Annotated in this window: 19 protein-coding genes; 11 read left to right on the forward strand and 8 right to left on the reverse strand. The window is 58.6% G+C overall.

Features of this window, described 5'->3' with window-relative positions; all coding sequences use genetic code 11:
- Nucleotides 1-5: 5 nt before the first annotated feature.
- On the reverse strand, nt 6-527 hold the full coding sequence (gene yceD / locus LGM20_RS16045; protein WP_017900733.1) for a 23S rRNA accumulation protein YceD: 522 nt from the start codon (nt 525-527) through the stop codon (nt 6-8).
- Between the two features lie 141 nt (nt 528-668).
- Between yceD and LGM20_RS16050 the strand changes: the two genes are divergently transcribed.
- Nucleotides 669-1,253 (forward strand): Maf family protein, encoded by a 585-nt coding sequence (locus tag LGM20_RS16050; protein ID WP_023289135.1) that lies wholly within the window; start codon nt 669-671, stop codon nt 1,251-1,253.
- A gap of 37 nt (nt 1,254-1,290) precedes the next feature.
- Here the strand turns inward: LGM20_RS16050 and rluC are convergent, their stop codons facing one another.
- On the reverse strand, nt 1,291-2,244 hold the full coding sequence (rluC, locus tag LGM20_RS16055; RefSeq protein ID WP_012542245.1) for a 23S rRNA pseudouridine(955/2504/2580) synthase RluC: 954 nt from the start codon (nt 2,242-2,244) through the stop codon (nt 1,291-1,293).
- A 699-nt stretch (nt 2,245-2,943) separates the two neighbouring features.
- Here rluC and rne point away from each other — a divergent pair.
- Nucleotides 2,944-6,186 (forward strand): ribonuclease E, encoded by a 3,243-nt coding sequence (gene rne, locus LGM20_RS16060; protein ID WP_044522077.1) that lies wholly within the window; start codon nt 2,944-2,946, stop codon nt 6,184-6,186.
- Nucleotides 6,187-6,227: 41 nt separating this feature from the next.
- On the opposite strand, the gene LGM20_RS16065 is transcribed toward rne, so the two are convergent.
- Nucleotides 6,228-7,256, reverse strand: coding sequence for a LysR family transcriptional regulator (locus tag LGM20_RS16065; RefSeq protein ID WP_072096710.1), 1,029 nt, complete (start codon nt 7,254-7,256; stop codon nt 6,228-6,230).
- Between the two features lie 16 nt (nt 7,257-7,272).
- Between LGM20_RS16065 and LGM20_RS16070 the strand changes: the two genes are divergently transcribed.
- Nucleotides 7,273-8,487, forward strand: a complete 1,215-nt coding sequence (locus tag LGM20_RS16070; protein WP_044522075.1) for an MFS transporter — start codon at nt 7,273-7,275, stop codon at nt 8,485-8,487.
- A gap of 54 nt (nt 8,488-8,541) precedes the next feature.
- Here the strand turns inward: LGM20_RS16070 and murJ are convergent, their stop codons facing one another.
- The 4 genes from murJ to rimJ form a co-directional block, all read right to left on the reverse strand.
- Nucleotides 8,542-10,077: a murein biosynthesis integral membrane protein MurJ gene (murJ, locus tag LGM20_RS16075; protein ID WP_044522073.1), complete on the reverse strand. Its 1,536-nt coding sequence runs from the start codon at nt 10,075-10,077 to the stop codon at nt 8,542-8,544.
- Between the two features lie 111 nt (nt 10,078-10,188).
- Nucleotides 10,189-11,100, reverse strand: a complete 912-nt coding sequence (locus LGM20_RS16080; protein WP_072422056.1) for a Gfo/Idh/MocA family protein — start codon at nt 11,098-11,100, stop codon at nt 10,189-10,191.
- Nucleotides 11,101-11,115: 15 nt separating this feature from the next.
- Nucleotides 11,116-11,769: a YceH family protein gene (locus LGM20_RS16085; RefSeq protein ID WP_023289129.1), complete on the reverse strand. Its 654-nt coding sequence runs from the start codon at nt 11,767-11,769 to the stop codon at nt 11,116-11,118.
- A 9-nt stretch (nt 11,770-11,778) separates the two neighbouring features.
- Complete coding sequence (rimJ, locus tag LGM20_RS16090; protein ID WP_017900738.1) at nt 11,779-12,363, reverse strand: ribosomal protein S5-alanine N-acetyltransferase; 585 nt, start codon at nt 12,361-12,363, stop codon at nt 11,779-11,781.
- A 228-nt stretch (nt 12,364-12,591) separates the two neighbouring features.
- On the opposite strand from rimJ, the gene mdtH reads away from it, so the two are divergent.
- The 7 genes from mdtH to LGM20_RS16125 all read left to right on the forward strand — a co-directional run bounded on the left by mdtH (nt 12,592) and on the right by LGM20_RS16125 (nt 17,960).
- Nucleotides 12,592-13,800: a multidrug efflux MFS transporter MdtH gene (mdtH, locus tag LGM20_RS16095; protein ID WP_023289127.1), complete on the forward strand. Its 1,209-nt coding sequence runs from the start codon at nt 12,592-12,594 to the stop codon at nt 13,798-13,800.
- Nucleotides 13,801-13,913: 113 nt separating this feature from the next.
- Nucleotides 13,914-14,474 carry a lipoprotein gene (locus tag LGM20_RS16100; protein WP_004204546.1) on the forward strand — a complete coding sequence of 187 codons (561 nt, stop codon included), beginning with the start codon at nt 13,914-13,916 and terminating at the stop codon, nt 14,472-14,474.
- Nucleotides 14,475-14,599: 125 nt separating this feature from the next.
- Nucleotides 14,600-15,646 (forward strand): dihydroorotase, encoded by a 1,047-nt coding sequence (gene pyrC, locus LGM20_RS16105; RefSeq protein ID WP_023289126.1) that lies wholly within the window; start codon nt 14,600-14,602, stop codon nt 15,644-15,646.
- Between the two features lie 73 nt (nt 15,647-15,719).
- Nucleotides 15,720-15,971: a DNA damage-inducible protein I gene (dinI, locus tag LGM20_RS16110; RefSeq protein WP_023289125.1), complete on the forward strand. Its 252-nt coding sequence runs from the start codon at nt 15,720-15,722 to the stop codon at nt 15,969-15,971.
- Between the two features lie 303 nt (nt 15,972-16,274).
- Nucleotides 16,275-16,529, forward strand: a complete 255-nt coding sequence (gene bssS, locus LGM20_RS16115) for a biofilm formation regulator BssS (protein WP_023289124.1) — start codon at nt 16,275-16,277, stop codon at nt 16,527-16,529.
- A gap of 126 nt (nt 16,530-16,655) precedes the next feature.
- Entirely contained in the window at nt 16,656-17,774 is a 1,119-nt protein-coding gene (solA, locus tag LGM20_RS16120) for an N-methyl-L-tryptophan oxidase (RefSeq protein WP_044522067.1), read from the forward strand.
- 72 nt (nt 17,775-17,846) lie between these two features.
- The gene (locus tag LGM20_RS16125; protein ID WP_044522066.1) at nt 17,847-17,960 is read left to right on the forward strand and encodes a YceO family protein; all 114 of its coding nucleotides are present in this window, start codon (nt 17,847-17,849) and stop codon (nt 17,958-17,960) included.
- Here LGM20_RS16125 and trhO read toward each other — a convergent pair.
- Complete coding sequence (gene trhO, locus LGM20_RS16130) at nt 17,946-19,010, reverse strand: oxygen-dependent tRNA uridine(34) hydroxylase TrhO (RefSeq protein WP_023289122.1); 1,065 nt, start codon at nt 19,008-19,010, stop codon at nt 17,946-17,948. The genes LGM20_RS16125 and trhO overlap by 15 nt on opposite strands.
- Nucleotides 19,011-19,214: 204 nt before the next feature.
- On the opposite strand from trhO, the gene LGM20_RS16135 reads away from it, so the two are divergent.
- The gene (locus tag LGM20_RS16135) at nt 19,215-20,135 is read left to right on the forward strand and encodes a Kdo(2)-lipid IV(A) acyltransferase (RefSeq protein WP_044522065.1); all 921 of its coding nucleotides are present in this window, start codon (nt 19,215-19,217) and stop codon (nt 20,133-20,135) included.
- Nucleotides 20,136-20,220 lie beyond the last annotated feature (85 nt).

The following is a 20,220-nucleotide window of genomic DNA, read 5'->3' on the forward strand; positions in this document are numbered from 1 at the left end:
CTCAATTACTTACGCTTTAAGCTGGCTAATACGGCAAATGGGTTTGGTTTTTGTGCCTCTTCAGGCAGTTCGCCAAAGACCATGTCCGCGTCGGACACTTCACAGTGTTCAGAATCATGCACCGGAACTACGGGCAGGGAGAGGATAATTTCATCCTCGACCATTGCCTGCAGGTCGATTTCACCGAATTCGTTAACCTCAATCGGCTCATACGCTTCCGGTAGTGCTTCGGCCTGTTCGTCATTTCTGACGGGGCTAAAACAATACGTGGTGTGGACGTGATGGGAGAACGGTTTCCCGCAACGCTGGCATTCGAGGGTTACCGTTACCTTCGCATCGCCTGTAATGACGGCGAGACGCTGGTTATCGATAGCGAACGACATGCTGCATTCCACATCGCTGTCCACGCTGACTACAGAATCGGCTACACGTTCAACCTGATCGCGGGCATAGATGCCTTCGTAATCAAGGCGTTTTTGAGCCGTGCGTACCGGATCAAGAGTCAGGGGTAATTTTACCTTTTGCATAGGGCGCGCATATTAACTTTGTAATGTCATAGAGTCAAAGAAAAAGGCAGCCTCAGGTTGCCTTTTGCCATTTATTCGCACACATTGCGGCGCATAGTTTAAGATGATGCTCTGCGAAGCGCTATATGTGGATGAAAAAATATGTCTGAACTTATCCTGGCGTCAACCTCTCCCTGGCGGCGCATGCTGCTGGAAAAACTGGGATTACCGTTTGAATGCGCGGCGCCTGACGTCGACGAAACGCCCCGTCCTGAAGAATCCGCGCGTCAGCTTGTCACCCGGCTGGCGCAGGCCAAAGCGCAGAGCCTGGCCTCGCGCTACCCCAATCACCTTATTATAGGCTCCGATCAGGTTTGCGTACTGGACGGTGAGATCACCGGTAAACCGCACACCGAGGAAAATGCCCGCAGGCAGTTGAGAAAGGCCAGCGGGTCAATCGTCACCTTTTATACCGGCCTGGCGCTGTATAACTCCGCCAGCGGTCATCTGCAAACCGAATGCGAGCCCTTTGACGTCCACTTCCGCCATCTCAGCGATAAAGAGATCGAAGGCTATGTGCGCAAAGAGAACCCGCTGCAGTGCGCCGGGAGTTTCAAGAGCGAGGGGTTAGGCATTACGCTGTTCGAACGGCTGGAAGGCCGCGACCCGAATACGCTGGTCGGGTTACCCTTAATCGCGCTGTGTCAGATGCTGCGCCGCGAAAACGACAACCCGCTGTTAGGCTAAGGCAAAAAAAACGGCGGAACTGATTCCGCCGTTGCGCTTATTTGCTCTTCCGTAGCACCTGTAAACAGTGCTTCAGCTGGTTATCCAGCGGCGCCTCAACGCGCATCACCTCCCCGCTCCCCGGGTGGGTAAACTTCAGCGCAGCAGCGTGGAGGAACAGGCGGTTTAAGCCGGTACCTGAGAGTTGCTTATCAAATTCGCGGTCGCCATAGCGGTCGTCAAAGGCGATAGGATGGCCGGCATACTGGGTATGAACGCGAATCTGATGGGTGCGCCCGGTGACCGGACTGCAGCGCACCAGCGTGGCGAATTCATAACGCTCTTCCACTTTAAAGCGCGTCTCTGACGGCTTGCCTTCCTGACTCACGCGGACAATTCGCTCCCCGCTCTGCAGAATGTTCTTCAATAGCGGGGCCTGCACTACTTTGGTATGCGACTGCCACTGGCCGCGCACCAGCGCCAGATAGTCTTTCTGCATGCCTTTATCGCGCAGCTGCTCGTGCAGCGAACGCAGCGCCGAGCGCTTTTTCGCCACCAGCAGCACGCCTGAAGTATCGCGGTCGAGTCGATGCACCAGCTCAAGGAAGCGCGCCTCCGGGCGCAGGGCGCGCAACCCTTCAATCACCCCGAAGCTCAGGCCGCTGCCGCCATGTACCGCAGTGCCGGAAGGCTTATTGAGGACCAGAATATGATCGTCTTCATAGAGGATCACCTCAGAGAGCGCCGCGACTTTCTGTAGATGCGGCGATACCGCCTCTTCTTCACGCTCCGCCACGCGCACCGGCGGGATACGGACTTCATCGCCCGCTTCCAGCTTATACTCCGGCTTCACGCGTTTTTTATTCACCCGCACCTCGCCTTTACGCAGGATGCGATAAATCATGCTCTTCGGTACGCCTTTCAATTGCGTACGCAAAAAGTTGTCGATACGTTGCCCCGCTTCATCAGCAGCAATGGCAACCATTTTTACGGTTGGGGTCTCAGTTTTCATGGTGCGCGATTCTAAATAGCCGGACGCATTAGCGCCACTCATTTTTATATGCTTATATTTATCATTATCCTGTTTTCACGGTTTGCCTGACCGCCATATTGTTTGTTATTAGAACAATCTGTATGGGCAGGTGATAAAACTGTGAGTAACCGGGTGATAAAAGGTGAAAGTCAACTTGCTATAACAAGGTTAGCAATGGAATAATGAGACCGTTTTCCGTATTGCATCTTGTTAGAACAAGACATTAGCGGAATGACCAATTTTGTCTGACCGATCGCCCACGCAGCAATGGCGTAAGACGTTGTGATCTTTCAGACAGTTAGCGGGCTGCGGGTTGCAGTCCTTACCGGTACAGGCTCTATGGATTTCAAGTCGCAGGAAGGCGTCAACTCCGGGACTCCCGGGAGCTCATCTGGATCAGCCGATCGAGGTGAGCAGGTTAAGCCATCATGCCTGCAACGCGAAAGACGACGAGTATAAATGGAATATTCTCTGGTGATACATCCCAGGCTGTTCCCCTGAATAATTGCGCTGTGTTTCCGTTTGAAACACAGGCGACCGACACTCTGCGCCTCTTAAGCGCGCGACAACCGTGAGGTTGGCGACGTGAACCAGACACGAGGCCATCGGTTTTCCCCCGGAAAGGCATTACTCTGCCCGCAGCTTAGTCGTCAATGTAAGAATAATGAGTAAGTTACGATGAAAAGAATGTTAATCAACGCAACTCAGCAGGAAGAGTTGCGCGTCGCCCTTGTTGATGGGCAGCGCCTGTACGACCTGGATATCGAAAGCCCCGGGCACGAACAGAAAAAAGCGAACATCTACAAAGGCAAAATCACCCGCATTGAACCCAGCCTTGAAGCCGCGTTTGTTGATTACGGCGCCGAGCGTCATGGTTTCCTCCCCCTCAAAGAAATCGCCCGCGAATACTTCCCCGCCAACTACAATGCGCATGGTCGTCCTAATATCAAAGACGTACTGCGTGAAGGTCAGGAAGTTATCGTGCAGATTGATAAAGAAGAACGCGGCAACAAAGGCGCTGCGCTCACCACCTTTATCAGCCTGGCGGGCAGCTATCTGGTACTGATGCCGAACAACCCGCGCGCGGGGGGAATTTCCCGCCGTATCGAGGGCGACGACCGTACCGAACTGAAAGAAGCGCTGGCGAGCCTGGAGCTTCCGGACGGCATGGGCCTTATCGTTCGCACCGCTGGCGTCGGCAAATCCGCCGAAGCCCTGCAGTGGGACCTGAGCTTCCGTCTGAAACACTGGGAAGCGATTCAGAAAGCCGCGGAAAGCCGTCCGGCGCCGTTCCTGATCCACCAGGAAAGCAACGTCATTGTCCGCGCCTTCCGTGACTACCTGCGCCAGGATATCGGCGAAATCCTGATCGATAACCCGAAAGTGCTTGAGCTGGCGCGCCAGCATATCGCCGCGCTGGGTCGTCCGGATTTCAGCAGCAAAATCAAACTGTACACCGGTGAAATCCCGCTGTTCAGCCATTACCAGATCGAATCCCAGATTGAATCCGCCTTCCAGCGTGAAGTCCGTCTGCCGTCCGGTGGTTCTATCGTCATCGACAGCACTGAAGCGCTGACCGCTATCGATATCAACTCCGCCCGCGCTACCCGCGGCGGCGATATCGAAGAGACGGCGTTCAACACCAACCTCGAAGCGGCTGACGAGATTGCCCGCCAGCTGCGTCTGCGCGACCTCGGCGGCCTGATCGTTATCGACTTTATCGATATGACTCCGGTTCGCCACCAGCGCGCCGTGGAGAACCGTCTGCGCGAAGCCGTCCGTCAGGACCGGGCGCGCATTCAGATCAGCCATATCTCGCGCTTCGGCCTGCTGGAGATGTCCCGCCAGCGCCTGAGTCCGTCGCTGGGCGAATCCAGCCACCACGTCTGCCCGCGCTGCTCCGGCACCGGCACCGTGCGTGATAACGAATCGCTGTCGCTCTCTATTCTGCGTCTGATTGAAGAAGAAGCGCTGAAAGAGAACACCAAAGAAGTTCATGCCATCGTTCCGGTACCGATCGCCTCCTATCTGCTGAACGAAAAACGTGCCGCGGTGAGCGCTATCGAATCTCGTCAGGGCGATGTGCGCGTGATCATCGTGCCAAACGACGAAATGCAGACGCCGCACTACTCCGTCCTGCGCGTGCGCAAAGGTGAAGAGACTTCAACGCTGAGCTACCTGCTGCCGAAGCTGCATGAAGAAGAGATGGCGCTGCCGGGCGACGATGAGCCGGCAGAACGGAAACGTCCGGAACAACCGGCCCTCGCCGCTTTTGTCATGCCTGACGCGCCGCCGGCCCCGATGCTCGAAGAGCCAGCCGCCGCGCCTGTCGCCGCAGCGACCCCGGTCGCGGCCGCCGCACCGGCGCAGCCTGGCCTGCTCTCGCGCTTCTTCAGCGCGCTGAAGAATATCTTCTCTGGCGCCGAAGAGGCCAAACCGGCTGAAGTTCAGGTCGAGAAAAAAGCGGAAGAAAAACCAGAGCGTCAGCAGGAGCGCCGTAAACCGCGCGCCAACAACCGCCGCGATCGCAACGACCGTCGTGACAATCGCGACAATCGCGACAATCGTGATAACCGCGACAACCGTGATAACCGCGACGCGCGTGCCGAGAATAACGAAGGCCGTGAACCGCGCGAATCGCGTGAAGAGAACCGTCGCAACCGTCGCGAGAAGCCGTCGCAGAACGTGGAAGCCCGTGATGTTCGCCAGACCTCAGGTGACGACGCGGAAAAAGCGAAATCTCGTGACGAGCAGCAGCCGCGCCGCGAACGCACCCGCCGCCGCAATGACGACAAACGTCAGGCGCAGCAGGAAGCCAAAGCGCAGACACGCGAAGAGCCGGTAGTGCAGGAGACGGAGCAGGAAGAGCGTGTGCAGACCCTGCCGCGTCGTAAACCGCGCCAGCTGGCACAGAAAGTACGCGTCGAGTCCGCTGTCGTTGAGCAGGTTGCCGAGATCGTGCCAGAAGCCGTAGTGGCGGAAGTTATCGCTCCGCGCAGCGAGCCGGTGAAAGCCGAGCTGCCAGCAGTCGTGGAGAGCGTGGCGGACCAGGACGAAAATGGCGAATCCCGTGAAGCGAACGGTATGCCGCGTCGTTCACGTCGTTCCCCGCGTCACCTGCGCGTCAGCGGTCAGCGTCGTCGTCGCTATCGTGACGAACGCTATCCGACCCAGTCGCCAATGCCGCTGACCGTGGCCTGCGCATCGCCGGAGATGGCTTCCGGTAAAGTCTGGATCCGCTACCCGGTGGTTCGTCCGCAGGACCAGCAGCCGGAAGAGGTTCAGGTTCAGGACGACAACGTCGTGGAAACTGTCGCGGCCGTCGCGGCCCCGGTTGCCGTCGTTGAAACCGTTACCGCTGCGCCGGTCACAGTCGAGCCGGCAACCATGGAGCCGGTTACCGCTGAGCCTGTGGTCGTCGAGCCGGTCGCGGCCGCCGAGCCGGTGGTCGTTGATGCTGCGGAAGTTGTCGCGCCAGCAGCCGTCGAGCCTGCGCCGCAGGAGCTGGTCACCGAAGCGCCGGCTGTCGAAGCGCCTCAGGCTATCGCGCCAGTGACGATCGACGCCGAGCCGGTGGTGGTAGAACCTGAAGTGGTGGAAACGGCGCCTGTCGTTGAAGCGCCAGTGGAAACCATCGCCCCGGCGGCGGAAACCGCGGTTGAAGCACCGGTTGTCGAAGCAGCGCCTGTCGAGCCGGTCAAAGCCGAGCCACCGGTGAGCAAGCCGGTAGTGGTGGCGAGTCATCGCCATGCCACCGCGCCAATGACCCGTGCGCCAGCGCCGGACTATGTCCCGGAAGCACCGCGCCACAGCACCTGGGTGCGGCCGCCATTCGCCTTTGAAGGTAAAGGCGCCGCCGGCGGTCATAGCGCGACCCATAAAGCCACCGCTGAACCGACCCGCCCACAGCCCGTCGAGTAAGCGTGCTAAATAAAAAAAACCGGCCTCCTGGCCGGTTTTTTTTATGCGCTTTGCGGAGGCTGCATGCCGGCGAGGTCCGGCATGATCTCCCGCATCAGGTCGAGGAACTTACGCAGCCGCGTCGGATAATAGCGCGCCCAGGGATAGACCAGATGGACCGGCAGCGAGGCGGGACGCCACTGCGGGAACAGCTCTGTCAACCTTCCGGCGGCAAGATCCTCCGCCACCGTCCAGCTGGACACCATCGCCACCCCCAGACCCGCCAGCGCGGTATTGCGCGCGACGTACAGGCTGTCGGTGCTCAGACAGGGGGTAATCGCCGTGGAGACGATCTGCCCGCTTACCTGATGTCGGAGCCGTACCTCATGCTGATAAAAGGTGTTAATGGCGATCCACGGCAGGCCGGATAATGCCTCCAGCGAGGTTAACGGCGGGTACTTCGCCAGCAGTTCAGGAGAGGCCACCACGCAGCGCGGCACTTCCGCCAGCAGCACGGAGACCGTGGCCGGATCCACCTCCGCCCCCACGCGGATGGCGCAGTCGATATTATCGCTGAGAAAGTCGACAGTATTATCATTCAGCATCCACTCCACCGACAGCTGCGGATGACGCTGGAGAAAGGCGACCAGCGGCCCCAGCAGCTGCTGCTGGCCAAAAGCGTGCGGTGCCCTCACCCGCAGCACCCCTACCGGCCGATCGTCGGCAATACGCAGGTCATCTTCCAGCGCCAGCCAGGCATCCACCAGCTGGCGAGCGTGACGGTAGCAGCGTTCGCCATCGTCAGTGAGCTTCATCGCATGGGTGGTACGCAGGATCAGCTTGACCCCCAGCAGCCCTTCAAGGGACTGCAGGCGGCGGCTGACGGTCGCCTGAGTGGTATCCATCTGCCCCGCCGCGGCGGAGAGCGATCCGGTCTCCACAATGCGGATATAAGTGCGCATTAGCTCAATGCGGTCTATACGCTCCTGTCTTTTCATTCTTCTTTTGCCTATACGTGCTACGTATAACCGTTTTACCACCAGCCCGGCTACCGCGCCAGCCGCGTTCAGGGAAAAATAGCCCCATCGCATACACGAGGCACTGATCATGACACCGACTTCTCTTTCCGCCCGCGACGCAGGCTGGATTATCTTCATTCTCGCGCTCGGCGCTGGCTTTAGCGTCGCCTCTATCTACTACGCGCAGCCGCTGCTGCCGTTGATGGGCGCCAATCTCCACCTGACGGTAGAAGGTATGGGTCTGGTCCCTACCCTGACGCAGGCGGGTTATGCGCTCGGCATTCTGTTCCTGCTTCCGCTCGGCGACCGCCACGATCGCCGTCGGCTGACCCTGGTGAAAAGCGCGCTGCTGGCACTCCTGCTGCTGCTGTGCAGCCTCACCGGCCAGCTCAGCTCACTGCTGGTGGTTAGTCTGCTGATCGGTATGGCGGCGACCATGGCGCAGGATATCGTCCCGGCGGCGGCGATCCTCGCCCCGGCGGGCAAGCAGGGAAAAATGGTGGGCACGGTGATGACCGGGCTGCTGCTGGGGATCCTGCTTTCCCGGACGGTCAGCGGCGTGGTGGGCGCAGTGTTCGGCTGGCGGGTGATGTATCAGGCGGCGGCGGTCAGCGTGGCGCTGATTGGCCTGGTGATGTGGCGGGTGCTGCCGCGCTTCGCCATTCACTCGACGCTGAGCTATCCGCAGCTGATGGCCTCGATGGCGCATCTCTGGCAGCGTTACCCGGCGCTACGCCGCGCTGCGCTGGCTCAGGGGGCGCTCTCTGTCGCCTTCAGCGCCTTCTGGTCGACGCTGGCGGTGATGCTCTCCGAACACTATCACATGGGCAGCGCGGTAGCGGGCGGCTTTGGTATCGCCGGGGCCGCCGGGGCGCTGGCCGCGCCGCTGGCCGGCGGACTGGCCGATAAATTTGGCGCCGGTAAAGTGACGCAAATGGGGGCGGCGCTGGTCACCGTCTCCTTCGCCCTGATGTTTATACTGCCGCTGCTGCCACTGCATGGACAGCTGGCGCTGATTGCCCTGTCGGCGATTGGCTTCGACCTTGGCCTGCAGTCAAGCCTGGTGGCGCATCAGAACCTGGTGTATGGCCTTGAGCCACAGGCCCGCGGCCGCCTGAACGCTCTGCTGTTTACCGTGGTCTTCATTGGGATGTCGCTGGGGTCGGTGCTGGGCAGCAAGCTTTACGTACTGGCCGGCTGGAACGGGGTGGTTACCCTGGCGGTGGTCAGCGGGGCGATCGCCCTGGCGATCCGCTTGCTGGAGAATGCCCGTATCGTTGCAGCCGAACGCCGCGCATCATAAAAAAAACCCGCTTCGCCTGAGGCGAAGCGGGTTCATCAATTCCCATTCAAGCGCTTACGCTGTACGACGGGCAAACTCTTTCACGCGGAAGCCCAGCAGCAGCAGCGTGGCGAAATAAGCCACCACTCCGGCGATCACCACCACCAGCAGACGCATCAGACGGAACGGCATCGTCCCCAGCGACCACTCCGGCATGAGATGCATGACGCCCAGCAGCGCCGCGGCCATGACCAGCACCGCAGCAATCAGACGCAGCAGGAAGGCCAGCCAGCCCGGTTGGGGGGTGAAAATTTTCTGTTTACGCAACTGCCAGTAAAGCAGCGCAGCGTTCAGGCAGGCCGCCAGGCCGATGGACAGCGACAGACCCGCATGCTTCAGCGGGCCGATAAACGCCAGGTTCATCACCTGGGTCATAATCAGGGTGACAATGGCAATCTTGACCGGGGTCTTGATGTCCTGACGGGAATAGAAACCCGGCGCCAGCACCTTCACCACGATAAGCCCCATGAGCCCCACGGAATAAGCCACCAGCGCGCGCTGGGTCATCGCCGCATCAAAGGCGCTAAATTTGCCGTACTGGAACAGGGCCACGGTCAGCGGTTTAGCGAGGATCCCCAGCGCTACCGCGCTCGGCAGCGCCAGCAGGAAGCAGAGACGCAGCCCCCAGTCCATCAGCCGGCAATACTCGTCATGATTACCGCTGGCGAAACTTTTTGACAGCGAGGGCAGCAGGATAGTGCCGAGCGCCACCCCCAGAACACCGGACGGAAACTCCATCAGGCGGTCAGCATAGTACATCCACGACACCGATCCCGACACGAGAAACGAAGCGAAGATGGTATTGATGATAAGGGAGATCTGGCTTACCGACACGCCGAGGATCGCCGGGCCCATCTGCTTCACCACCCGCATCGCGCCGGCATTTTTCAGATTGATGCGCGGCAGGACCAGCATGCCAATCTTCTTCAGGTGCGGCAGCTGGTAGGCCAGCTGCAGCACGCCGCCGACCGTGACAGCCCAGGCCAGCGCCAGCACCGGCGGATGGAAGTACGGCGCGGCAAACAGCGCAAAGCCAATCATGCTGACGTTAAGGAACGTCGGCGCAAAGGCCGGCACCGAGAAGCGGTTCCAGGTATTGAGGATCGCCCCCACCAGCGAGGCCAGGGAGATCAGCAAAATATAGGGGAAGGTAATGCGCAGCAATTGGGTGGTCAGCGCAAATTTATCGGCGGTATCAGCAAACCCGGGGGCGGTGATGGTGATCACCCACGGCGCCGCCAGCATCCCGATAACGGTGACGATCGCCAGGGCCAGGGTCAGCAATCCGGAGACATACGAGACAAACACCCGGGTGGCATCTTCGCCCTGCTTGCTTTTATATTCGGCAAGGATCGGCACAAACGCCTGCGAGAAGGCGCCTTCGGCAAAAATACGCCGCAGCAGATTAGGCAGTTTGAAGGCGACGAAAAAGGCGTCGGTCGCCATCCCGGCGCCAAAAATGCGCGCCACAATCGCATCGCGGGCAAAGCCCAGCACGCGCGAAAACATGGTCATCGAACTGACGGCCGCCAGTGATTTTAAAAGGTTCATTACGCTGTTATTCCAAACCCTGGAGTAAAACGCCCGCAAATGCGGGCGCTGGAAAGTGGCGATAGTCTACCGGGTTCAACATGAATTACTACTGTCAGTTGTTACAACGGATTATTCGCTGATGGCGTCGCGCCAGAGTTTGTCGACCACCCGCTGAGCCAGCAGCGCCTGTTCGCCTGAAGTTTCAGGAACGGTCTGATTTTGCACGCATTCGATAAAATGGCGCGCGCAGCCGACAAAGCCGCGCTGCTCCAGGGTGGTTTGCCAGCCGGCGACCGGGCGCTGGACCACGCCGTGACCGCACTCTTCCTGCCATTCGCGCATCTCGCTGACGGCATATAGCCCGCCATCCGTCACCGCCTGCACCCACTCGCGCTGGCTGCCTGCGCGGCGGTGCATGCTGGTGGTGACCTGCAGCCGGGGCGAACTGAACTGGTGTTCGGCATAGAGCATCTCGCCCTGCGGAGTGATCTGTAGCGCGCCACCGCGCAGACGCGCCTGACCGTCGGCCAGCCATAGCGCGGTATCCACCACGTGTAGATAGTCATCAAGCAGGGTAAAGCGCAGATCGTTGCCCACGCTATCGCTGCGGTGCTTATCCATCCGCAGCGAGGCCGCCTCGCCCAGCCGTCCCTTCAGCTCCCGGTAGAGCGGTGCGAAGCGGCGATTGAAACCGACCATCAGCGTCAGACGCCGCCGCGCCGCCAGCTCGACCAGCATCTCCGCCTCACTCAGCTTGTCCGCCAGCGGTTTGTCCACGCAAACATGAACCCCGGCATTCAGCAAATGTTTCACCACTTCATAATGTGAAGCCGTCGACGTATGGACAAAAACCGCATCGCACTGCGCCGCCAGAGCATCCAGTGATTCAGCGTAGGGGATCCGCCAGGTTTCGCAGACCCGCAGCGCCTTCTCTTTTCCCGGCGACCAGGCCGCCTGCAGCGTCCAGCTTTCCGCCGCCCCCAGCACCGGCAGCCACGCTTTCTGCGCAATGCCGCCTAAGCCAACCATTCCGATGCGCAATCTTGTCCCCACGTTTTAGTCCCCCAGATGGTGTAACAGCGAATCGAGGCGCGCTTTCAGCTCCGCCACCTCGCCTTCCAGCGCTTCAACCCTGGCTCGCAGATCGTCATCCTCTTCCAGCGGCGCGAGTGCTTCCACCGTCGTGATCAGCGTATCCATCTCGTCGCAAAACAGATGCATATAGCGGCTTTCCCGTTTTCCCGGCTCCCGGGGCAGACGGGCGACGAAGGGACCATCTTCGCGGGTCGCCAGCCCTTCCAGCACGCTTTCCACTTCCGCCATGTCGCTGAACTCATGCATCCGCTGCGCCCGACTGCGTAATTCACCCGGCGTCTGGGCGCCGCGCAGCAGCAGCGTCGTCACCACCGCCACCTCGCCGGCGCTGAGCTTCAGATCGCCAAATTCGGAGTTGCAAAAGCGCTGCTCATACTTGGTTACCCGATTGCCGAATCCGCTGACCGTGCGCAGATAGTGGCGTTTCACCAGGGTATCCAGCAGCGTCTGGACCTCGCCTTCGCTCAGCGACATCACCGGCTCGCGGTTGGTTTTCTGATTGCAGGCGGTCACGACGGCGTTCACCGACAGCGGATACTGCTCGGGCGTGGTGACCTGCTTTTCCAGCAGACAGCCAATGACGCGCGCTTCATGCGCGGTTAACTGATATTTCATCCTCTCTCCTTAACGTCCCGCTGACCAGTCCGGCGTCGTTAGCGCCGTCAATACATGGTCACGCCACTGCCCGTCGATCAGCAGGTAATCTTTGGCGTAACCCTCTTTTTCAAACCCCAACCGCGCCAGCAGCGCGCCGCTGCGCTGATTATGCGGCATATAGTTGGCCATAATGCGATGAATATGCTGCGTACGCTGCATATAGCGAATCGCCGACGTCAGCGCTTCAAACATCAGCCCCTGCCCCTGCCACTTCTCGCCAATAGAGTAGCCGAGATAGCAGGCATGGAATGATCCACGCACCACGTTGGAAAAGTTCGCCACGCCGACGATCTCCTTTTCCTCCGGATCGAGCAGCGCGAAATAAAAAGCAGACCCCTGTTTATGAAACTCGGCGATCATCGACAGACGCGCCTGCCATCCGGAAGGATAGCAGTGGCTGTCGTCACGAACCGGCTCCCAGGGTTTTAAGAACGCCTTATTCTCGGCGTAATAATCGGCCAGACGCCAGGCGTCACGATCGTGAACCAGGCGCACCACCAGCCGGTCCGTCGTCAAACGCACCTTCGGCACGTTACTGCGATAGCCAAACATTTCCTTTTCAGTCCCCCTGACTTCATTCTTGCTGCCTTCACTATACCTGTCCTGCGCGACGGTGTGAAAACAGCAACATACCATTTTCTGCGCCATCTCCTCTTTTCGATGAATAGCCTCAATCGAACTTGCATTTTGATAAAAAAATATTGTCGCAAGGGCGCTGGGAAAAGCAGCAGATTGCCCGCAGAATATCCACGCTTATCTCTATTTTTCCCTGGAGGGGAAATGTCCCGCGTCTCGCAGGCAAGGAGCCTGGGTAAATATTTCCTGTTAGTCGATAACATGCTGGTCGTGTTGGGCTTTTTTGTCGTCTTCCCGCTGATTTCCATCCGCTTTGTCGATCAGATGGGCTGGGCGGCGCTGATGGTCGGCATCGCGCTCGGCCTGCGCCAGTTGGTGCAGCAGGGATTAGGTATCTTTGGCGGCGCTATCGCCGACCGCTTCGGCGCCAAACCGATGATCGTCACCGGTATGCTGATGCGCGCCGGCGGCTTCGCGGCGATGGCCGTCGCCCATGAGCCGTGGGTGCTGTGGTTCTCGTGCATACTTTCCGGGCTCGGCGGCACGCTGTTCGATCCGCCGCGGGCGGCGCTGGTGGTTAAGCTGGTGCGCCCGCATCAGCGCGGCCGCTTTTTCTCCATCCTGATGATGCAGGATAGCGCCGGCGCGGTGATTGGCGCGCTGCTGGGCAGCTGGCTGCTGCAGTATGATTTCCGCCTGGTGTGCAGCGCCGGCGCCGCGCTGTTTATCGCCTGCGCGGCATTTAACGCCTGGTATCTGCCGGCATGGAAGCTCTCGACGGTGAAAACGCCGATCCGCGAGGGGCTGGGCCGGGTGCTGCGGGACAAGCGCTTCGTCACCTATGTCCTGACGCTGACGGGCTATTACATGCTGGCGGTGCAGGTGATGCTGATGCTGCCGATCATGGTGAATGACATCGCCGGCTCGCCGGCCGCCGTGAAGTGGATGTACGCCATCGAAGCCACCATTTCGCTGACCCTGCTCTATCCCATTGCCCGCTGGAGCGAAAAACGTTTTCGCCTTGAGCACCGGCTGATGGCCGGTCTGCTGGTGATGACTCTGGCCATGCTCCCCATCGGCATGACCAGCAGTTTGCAACAGCTGTTTACCCTGATCTGCCTGTTTTACATCGGCTCCATCATTGCCGAACCCGCCCGGGAGACGCTGGGCGCCTCGCTGGCGGACGCCCGGGCGCGCGGCAGCTATATGGGCTTCAGCCGCCTGGGGCTCGCCTTTGGCGGCGCGCTGGGATATGCGGGCGGCGGCTGGCTGTTCGATGCCGGTAAGGCCGCGGGTCAGCCCGAGCTGCCGTGGCTGATGCTCGGGGCCATCGGGGTTATCACCTTCCTGGCGCTGTGGTGGCAGTTTAGTCCGAAACGCTCTGCCTCCGGCATGCTGGAGCCGCGGACCTGATGCGCGCGGCGGCGGTTTCTCCTGCTTTCAGCCTATTCTGCTGGTATCGAGGGTGCTGACAGGTCATGATGCTTTGTGTCAGGATGAATGAAGATATGAGCCAGAGGACCCCCATGAAAAAGATTTTGATCGCCGCCGCGCTGATTGTCAGCGGCCTGCTGAGCGGCTGTAATCAGCTGACCCAATACACAGTAAGCGAGCAGGAGATTAACCAGGCCCTGCAGAAGCGAAACCATTTTGCCAAAGATATTGGTCTGAAAGGCGTTGCCGACGCCCATATCGAACTGCAGAACCTCACCAGCGCCATCGGGCGCGAGGAGCCGGGCAAAGTCACGCTGACCGGGATCGCTAACGTCGACCTGAACTCCCTGTTCGGCACGCAGAAAGCGACGATCGATCTGAAGCTCAAAGCGCTGCCAACCTTTGACAGAGAGAAAGGCGCCATCTTCCTGCAGGAAATGGAGGTGGTGGATGCCAAAGTGGCGCCCGAGAAACTGCAGTCGGTCATTCAGGCCCTGCTCCCCTATCTGAATCAGTCGCTGCGCAGTTACTTCAGCCAGCAGCCTGCCTATGTCCTGCGTGAGGACGCCAGCACCGGTGAAGCGCTGGCGAAGAAATACGCCAAAGGCATAGAGGTGAAGCCGGGCGAGATTGTCATCCCCTTTACCAATTAATCTCCAGGGCGCCGCGGCGCCCTCAATTTTTTACGGAAATGAGTGCAAAGGAAAACGTTTACGCTTATCCTTAGTGCCCGGCAAAAAACAGCCCTGATGACTGAACCTATTAGCCGGAGCCTTCCATGACAGCACAATCCCAGGTATTGAAAATCCGCCGCCCAGACGACTGGCATATCCATCTGCGTGATGACGATATGCTGAAAACCGTCGTGCCTTATACCAGTGAGTTTTATGGCCGGGCGATCGTGATGCCGAATCTGGTGCCGCCTGTCACCACCGTCGCGGCGGCTATCGCCTATCGCCAGCGCATTATGGACGCCGTCCCGGCCGGGCACGATTTTACCCCGCTGATGACCTGCTATCTGACAGACTCCCTCGACCCGGCGGAGCTGGAGCGCGGCTTTAACGAAGGCGTGTTCACCGCCGCCAAGCTTTACCCGGCCAATGCCACCACCAACTCCAGCCACGGCGTCACCAGCACCGACGCCATTATGCCGGTGCTGGAGCGGATGGAAAAACTGGGGATGCCGCTGCTGGTACATGGCGAAGTCACCCACGCCGAGATTGATATTTTCGACCGCGAAGCGCGCTTTATTGAAACCGTGATGGAGCCGCTGCGCCAGCGCCTGCCCGGCCTGAAGGTGGTCTTTGAGCATATCACCACCAAAGATGCCGCCGAGTATGTGCGTGACGGCAATGAACTGCTGGCGGCCACTATCACCCCGCAGCATCTGATGTTCAACCGTAACCATATGCTGGTCGGCGGTATTCGTCCTCACTTATACTGCCTGCCGGTACTCAAACGCAATATTCATCAGCAGGCACTGCGCGAACTGGTCGCCAGCGGCTTTAGCCGCGTCTTCCTTGGCACCGACTCAGCGCCGCACGCCCGCCATCGTAAGGAAGCCAGCTGCGGCTGCGCCGGCTGCTTCAACGCCCCGACCGCCCTCGGCAGCTACGCCACCGTGTTTGAAGAAATGAACGCTCTGCAGCACTTTGAGGCCTTCTGCTCGCTGAACGGCCCGCGCTTTTACGGTCTGCCGGTCAATGAAAGCTATGTTGAACTGGTGCGTGAAGAGACGACCGTCGTCGACAGTATTGCGTTGCCCAATGACACCCTGGTGCCGTTCCTGGCAGGTGAAACCGTCCGCTGGACCATGAAGCGATAAAAAACGCGGCCCCCTGTTGTCAATGCTCACCAGATACTGTATAAATAACCAGTATCAAACACAGGGGGCAATTATGCGCATTGAAGTCTCTATCGCCAAAACGACCGCCTTACCCAACGGCGCGCTGGAAGCGCTGAATAACGAACTCTCTCGCCGTATCGCCGAACAGTTCCCGGCCATCGACAGCCAGGTGAGCGTCCGCTACGCCACGGGCAATCAGCTCTCGGTGTTCGGCGGCCTGAAAGAAGACAAAGACCGGATAAGCGAAATCCTGCAAGAAACCTGGGAAAGCGCGGACGACTGGTTTGTCCACGACCTCTCCTGAAGCATGGCGGGATCCAGTTACTCTGGTTTGCTCCCTCATTGTGCTTTTCTTTGCCGGGTCGCCCCGGCTTTTTTATCCTCTTCTCATGTTCAGAATATTCCTGATTATTCTGCTTAATATCGACTAAAATGGCCGTTTTGCACGCTTATCTTGAGTAAAAAAGCGGCAAAACAAGAAAATCATGCTGCCTTTCATTTAATTTCTCGAGTTTATTCTTGATCCCTGATATAATTAACTTGCTTCAAAAAACATGCATTAAACCTCGAGAATTGTTGTCTTTTAACATATGAATAAGGGGTTATGATGGAAAAAAATAATGAAGTCATTCAGACCCATCCCCTCGTCGGATGGGACATCAGCACCGTTGATAGCTACGATGCGCTGATGTTGCGCCTGCACTACCAGAACCCCGCTCAAGAAAACAGTCATGATGCTGAGATAGGCCAGACGCTATGGCTAACGACGGACGTCGCACGTCAGTTTATTTCAATCCTGGAAGCAGGCATTGCGAAAATTGAATCTGGCGAATACCAGGAAAACGAGTACCGCAGACATTAACGCGGCACGCGGAATGACTTAACAATAAGCTTAACAGGCACCTGCGGGTGCCTGAATTATTTTCGGGCTTGTATAAGCACAGGGAGTTAATTACCCTGCTAACAAGGCAATTACCCGGAACTCACCATGCAATACGATCTTATCATTATCGGCAGCGGCTCCGTCGGCGCCGCCGCTGGCTATTATGCGCGTCGTGCCGGACTCAATGTTCTGATGACCGATGCCCATCAGCCTCCTCACCAGGAAGGCAGCCATCACGGCAGCAGCCGTCTTATCCGTCACGCCTATGGCGAAGGTGAAAAATATGTTCCGCTGGTGCTGCGCGCCCAGCAGCTGTGGGATGAACTGGCCGAGATCAGTGGCGAAGCCGTGTTTGAACGCACCGGCGTCATAAACCTCGGCCCCGCCAGCTCCCCTTTCCTCGCCAACGTTGCCGCCAGCGCCCGTGCGTTCCAGCTTGAGGTGGTAGAGCTGGATGCCCAGGCCGTGATGCAGCGCTGGCCGGAGATACGCCTCCCCGATGACTATCGGGCGATTTTTGAACCCGCTTCCGGCGTACTGCGCAGCGAACTGGCCGTGGAAACCTGGATCCGTCTGGCGCGGGAAGCGGGCTGCGCGCAGCTATTCAACTGCCCGGTCTCGGCTATTCATCACCATGCAGATGGGGTCACCATCGATACCATCGACGGTGAATATCATGGTAAAAAGCTGCTGGTCAGCGCCGGGACCTGGGTCACCCGCCTGCTTCCGGACCTTCCCATCCAGCCGGTACGCAAGGTGTTCGCCTGGTACCAGGCCGATGGCCGTTACAGCAGCAAGAATCACTTCCCGGCCTTCACCGGCGAGTTGCCCAACGGCGATCAATACTACGGTTTCCCGGCGGAAGATAACGAGCTGAAGATTGGCAAGCATAACGGCGGTCAGCCGATCTCCATGCCGCAGGAGCGAGTGGCGTTTGGCGCTGTCGCCAGCGATGGCTCCGAATCGTTTCCGTTTTTGCGTAACGTCCTGCCCGGGATCGGCGGCTGCCTGCACGGCGCCTCCTGTACCTACGATAATACCGTCGATGAAGACTTTATTATCGATACGTTACCCGGCAGACCAGACACGCTGCTCATCACCGGTCTGAGCGGGCACGGCTTTAAGTTTGCCCCGGTGCTGGGGGAAATTGCCAGTCAGTTTGCTCAGGGCGAAGCTTCGAGCTTCAACCTGGCGCCCTTCTCGCTGGCGCGCTTTAACGCGTAATGGAATGCGGCACTTTTGCCGTCGGGCAAAAAAAACGGCCTCTGTCGAGGCCGTTAGTGATTGAGAGCGGTTATGCGTCGCCTGTTTAATTTGCTGGTCAATAACGTCCGCGAGCACTTTATGATCTACCTGGCGCTCTGGCTGCTGCTGGCGATCTTCGATCTTGTCTGGTTATGGTTTTTCTGACGGCTCAGGATCGAGGATCCCGAGTTTGGTGTTCAGCCGGCCACGGGATTTATTAAAGATTTTATTGCCGTTTTCACGCCCGGCGCGCAGCTGACGCTGCTCCTCTTCCGGCAGCTTATGCTCTTCCATGCAGGCTTCGCTACAGCAGCCGGCAAACTTCTCGGCACAGCTCGGGCACTGGATAAACAACAGATGGCAGCCATCATTCAGGCAGTTGGTATGGGTGTCGCACGGCGCGCCGCACTGATGACAGTGGGCGATAACGTCATTGGAGATCCGCTCGCCCATCCGTTCATCAAAGACAAAATTTTTGCCAATGAAACGCACCGGCAGCCCCTGCTCACGGGCGCGGCGGGCGTACTCAATGATGCCACCCTCGATGTGCCAGACCTTATTGAAGCCGTTATGCTTCATCCAGGCGCTGGCTTTTTCACAGCGAATACCGCCGGTGCAATACATGACAATTTTCTTGTCTTTATGGTCCTGCATCATTTCAACGGCTTTCGGCAACTGGTCGCGGAAGGTATCCGCTGGGATCTCCAGCGCGTTTTCGAAATGGCCCACCTCATATTCATAGTGGTTGCGCATATCGATAAACACGGCATCCGGATCGTCAAGCATCGCGTTGACCTCCGCCGCCTTGAGATAGTCTCCGACGTTGGAGGCGTCGAAAGAGGGATCGTCAATGCCGTCGGCAACGATGCGGTCGCGCACTTTCAGACGTAGCACCCAGAACGATTTACCGTCGTCCTCGAGAGCGATATTGAAACGCAGCCCCGCCAGCGCCGGATCGAAGCCATTGAGAAACTCACGCAGGGCTTCAACGTTGCTTTCCGGCACGCTGATTTGCGCGTTGATCCCTTCCCGGGCCAGATAGATGCGGCCAAAGACTTTCAACTGGGTTAAGGCAACCCACAGCGCATCGCGGGTCGCTTGCGGATCGACAATGGTGAAATATTTATAGAACGAGATCGTCGTGCGCGGCTCGGTTTCAGCCAGCATTTGCGCCTTTAACGTCTCATTTGAAATGCGGTTGTGTAACACTGGCATGGTGTACCTGCTCGACATAGAAATGAGGAAATAAACGGCGGGCATGATATAGCAAAGCTTATTAATTTACATCCCTACATTTTACGCTACATTTTTCTCACCGGTCGCCCCCCACTTAACAAAACGATGTGGCTGTCGCCGCCTTTGGCTGGCCGGTAAAAAAATGCGATAATATAAGATGTTGCTCACTGATACGGGTATGAAATGACTCATTTGCCTAAATTTTCTCCGGCGCTGCTGCATCCGCGCTATTGGCTGCTGTGGCTGGGTATCGGCCTGCTGTGGCTGGTTGTCCAACTGCCCTACCCGCTGATCTACCGCCTCGGGAACGCCATCGGCCGGCTGGCCATGCGATTTATGAAGCGCCGGGCGAAGATCGCCTATCGCAACCTTGAGCTCTGCTTCCCCGAGAAAAGCGAGCAGGAACGTCACCGGATGGTGGTGATGAACTTTGAATCGGTGGGTATGGGGCTGATGGAGACCGGTATGGCCTGGTTCTGGCCGGTTCGCCGTATCGCCCGCTGGACCGACACCATCGGCTTTGAGCATATTCGCGATGTGCAGGCGCAGCAGCGCGGCATTCTGCTGATCGGCATTCATTTCCTGACACTGGAAATGGGCGCGCGGATGTTCGGTATGAACGAGCCGGGGATTGGCGTCTATCGTCCCAACGATAACCCGGTCATCGACTGGCTGCAGACCTGGGGCCGACTGCGCTCCAACAAGGACATGATCGACCGCAAGGATCTGAAAGGCATGATCCGCGCGCTGAAAAAAGGCGACGTGGTGTGGTACGCGCCAGATCATGATTACGGCCCGACCGCCAGCGTCTTCGCCCCACTGTTTGCCGTAGACCAGGCGGCGACCACCTCCGGCACCTGGATGCTGGCGAAAATGTCCAAAGCCTGCATCGTGCCCTTTGTTCCACGCCGTAAACCGGACGGTAAAGGTTATGAACTGATTATCCTGCCGCCAGAGTGCTCCCCGCCGCTGGACGACGCGGAAACCACCGCTGCGTGGATGAATAAGATCGTAGAGCAGTGCATTATGATGGCCCCGGAACAATATATGTGGCTCCATCGCCGCTTTAAAACCCGCCCCGAGGGGATGCCCTCCCGCTACTGAACCTCTTTCCCGGCCGCGCGCCTCCCGGCCGGGAATCCCCAGCGCTCAGGCTTTACGCTCTGCTTTAGCTTTAAAAGCTCTTCTC

Source organism: Klebsiella quasipneumoniae subsp. quasipneumoniae, from assembly GCF_020525925.1.
In the GTDB taxonomy this organism is placed as follows: domain Bacteria; phylum Pseudomonadota; class Gammaproteobacteria; order Enterobacterales; family Enterobacteriaceae; genus Klebsiella; species Klebsiella quasipneumoniae.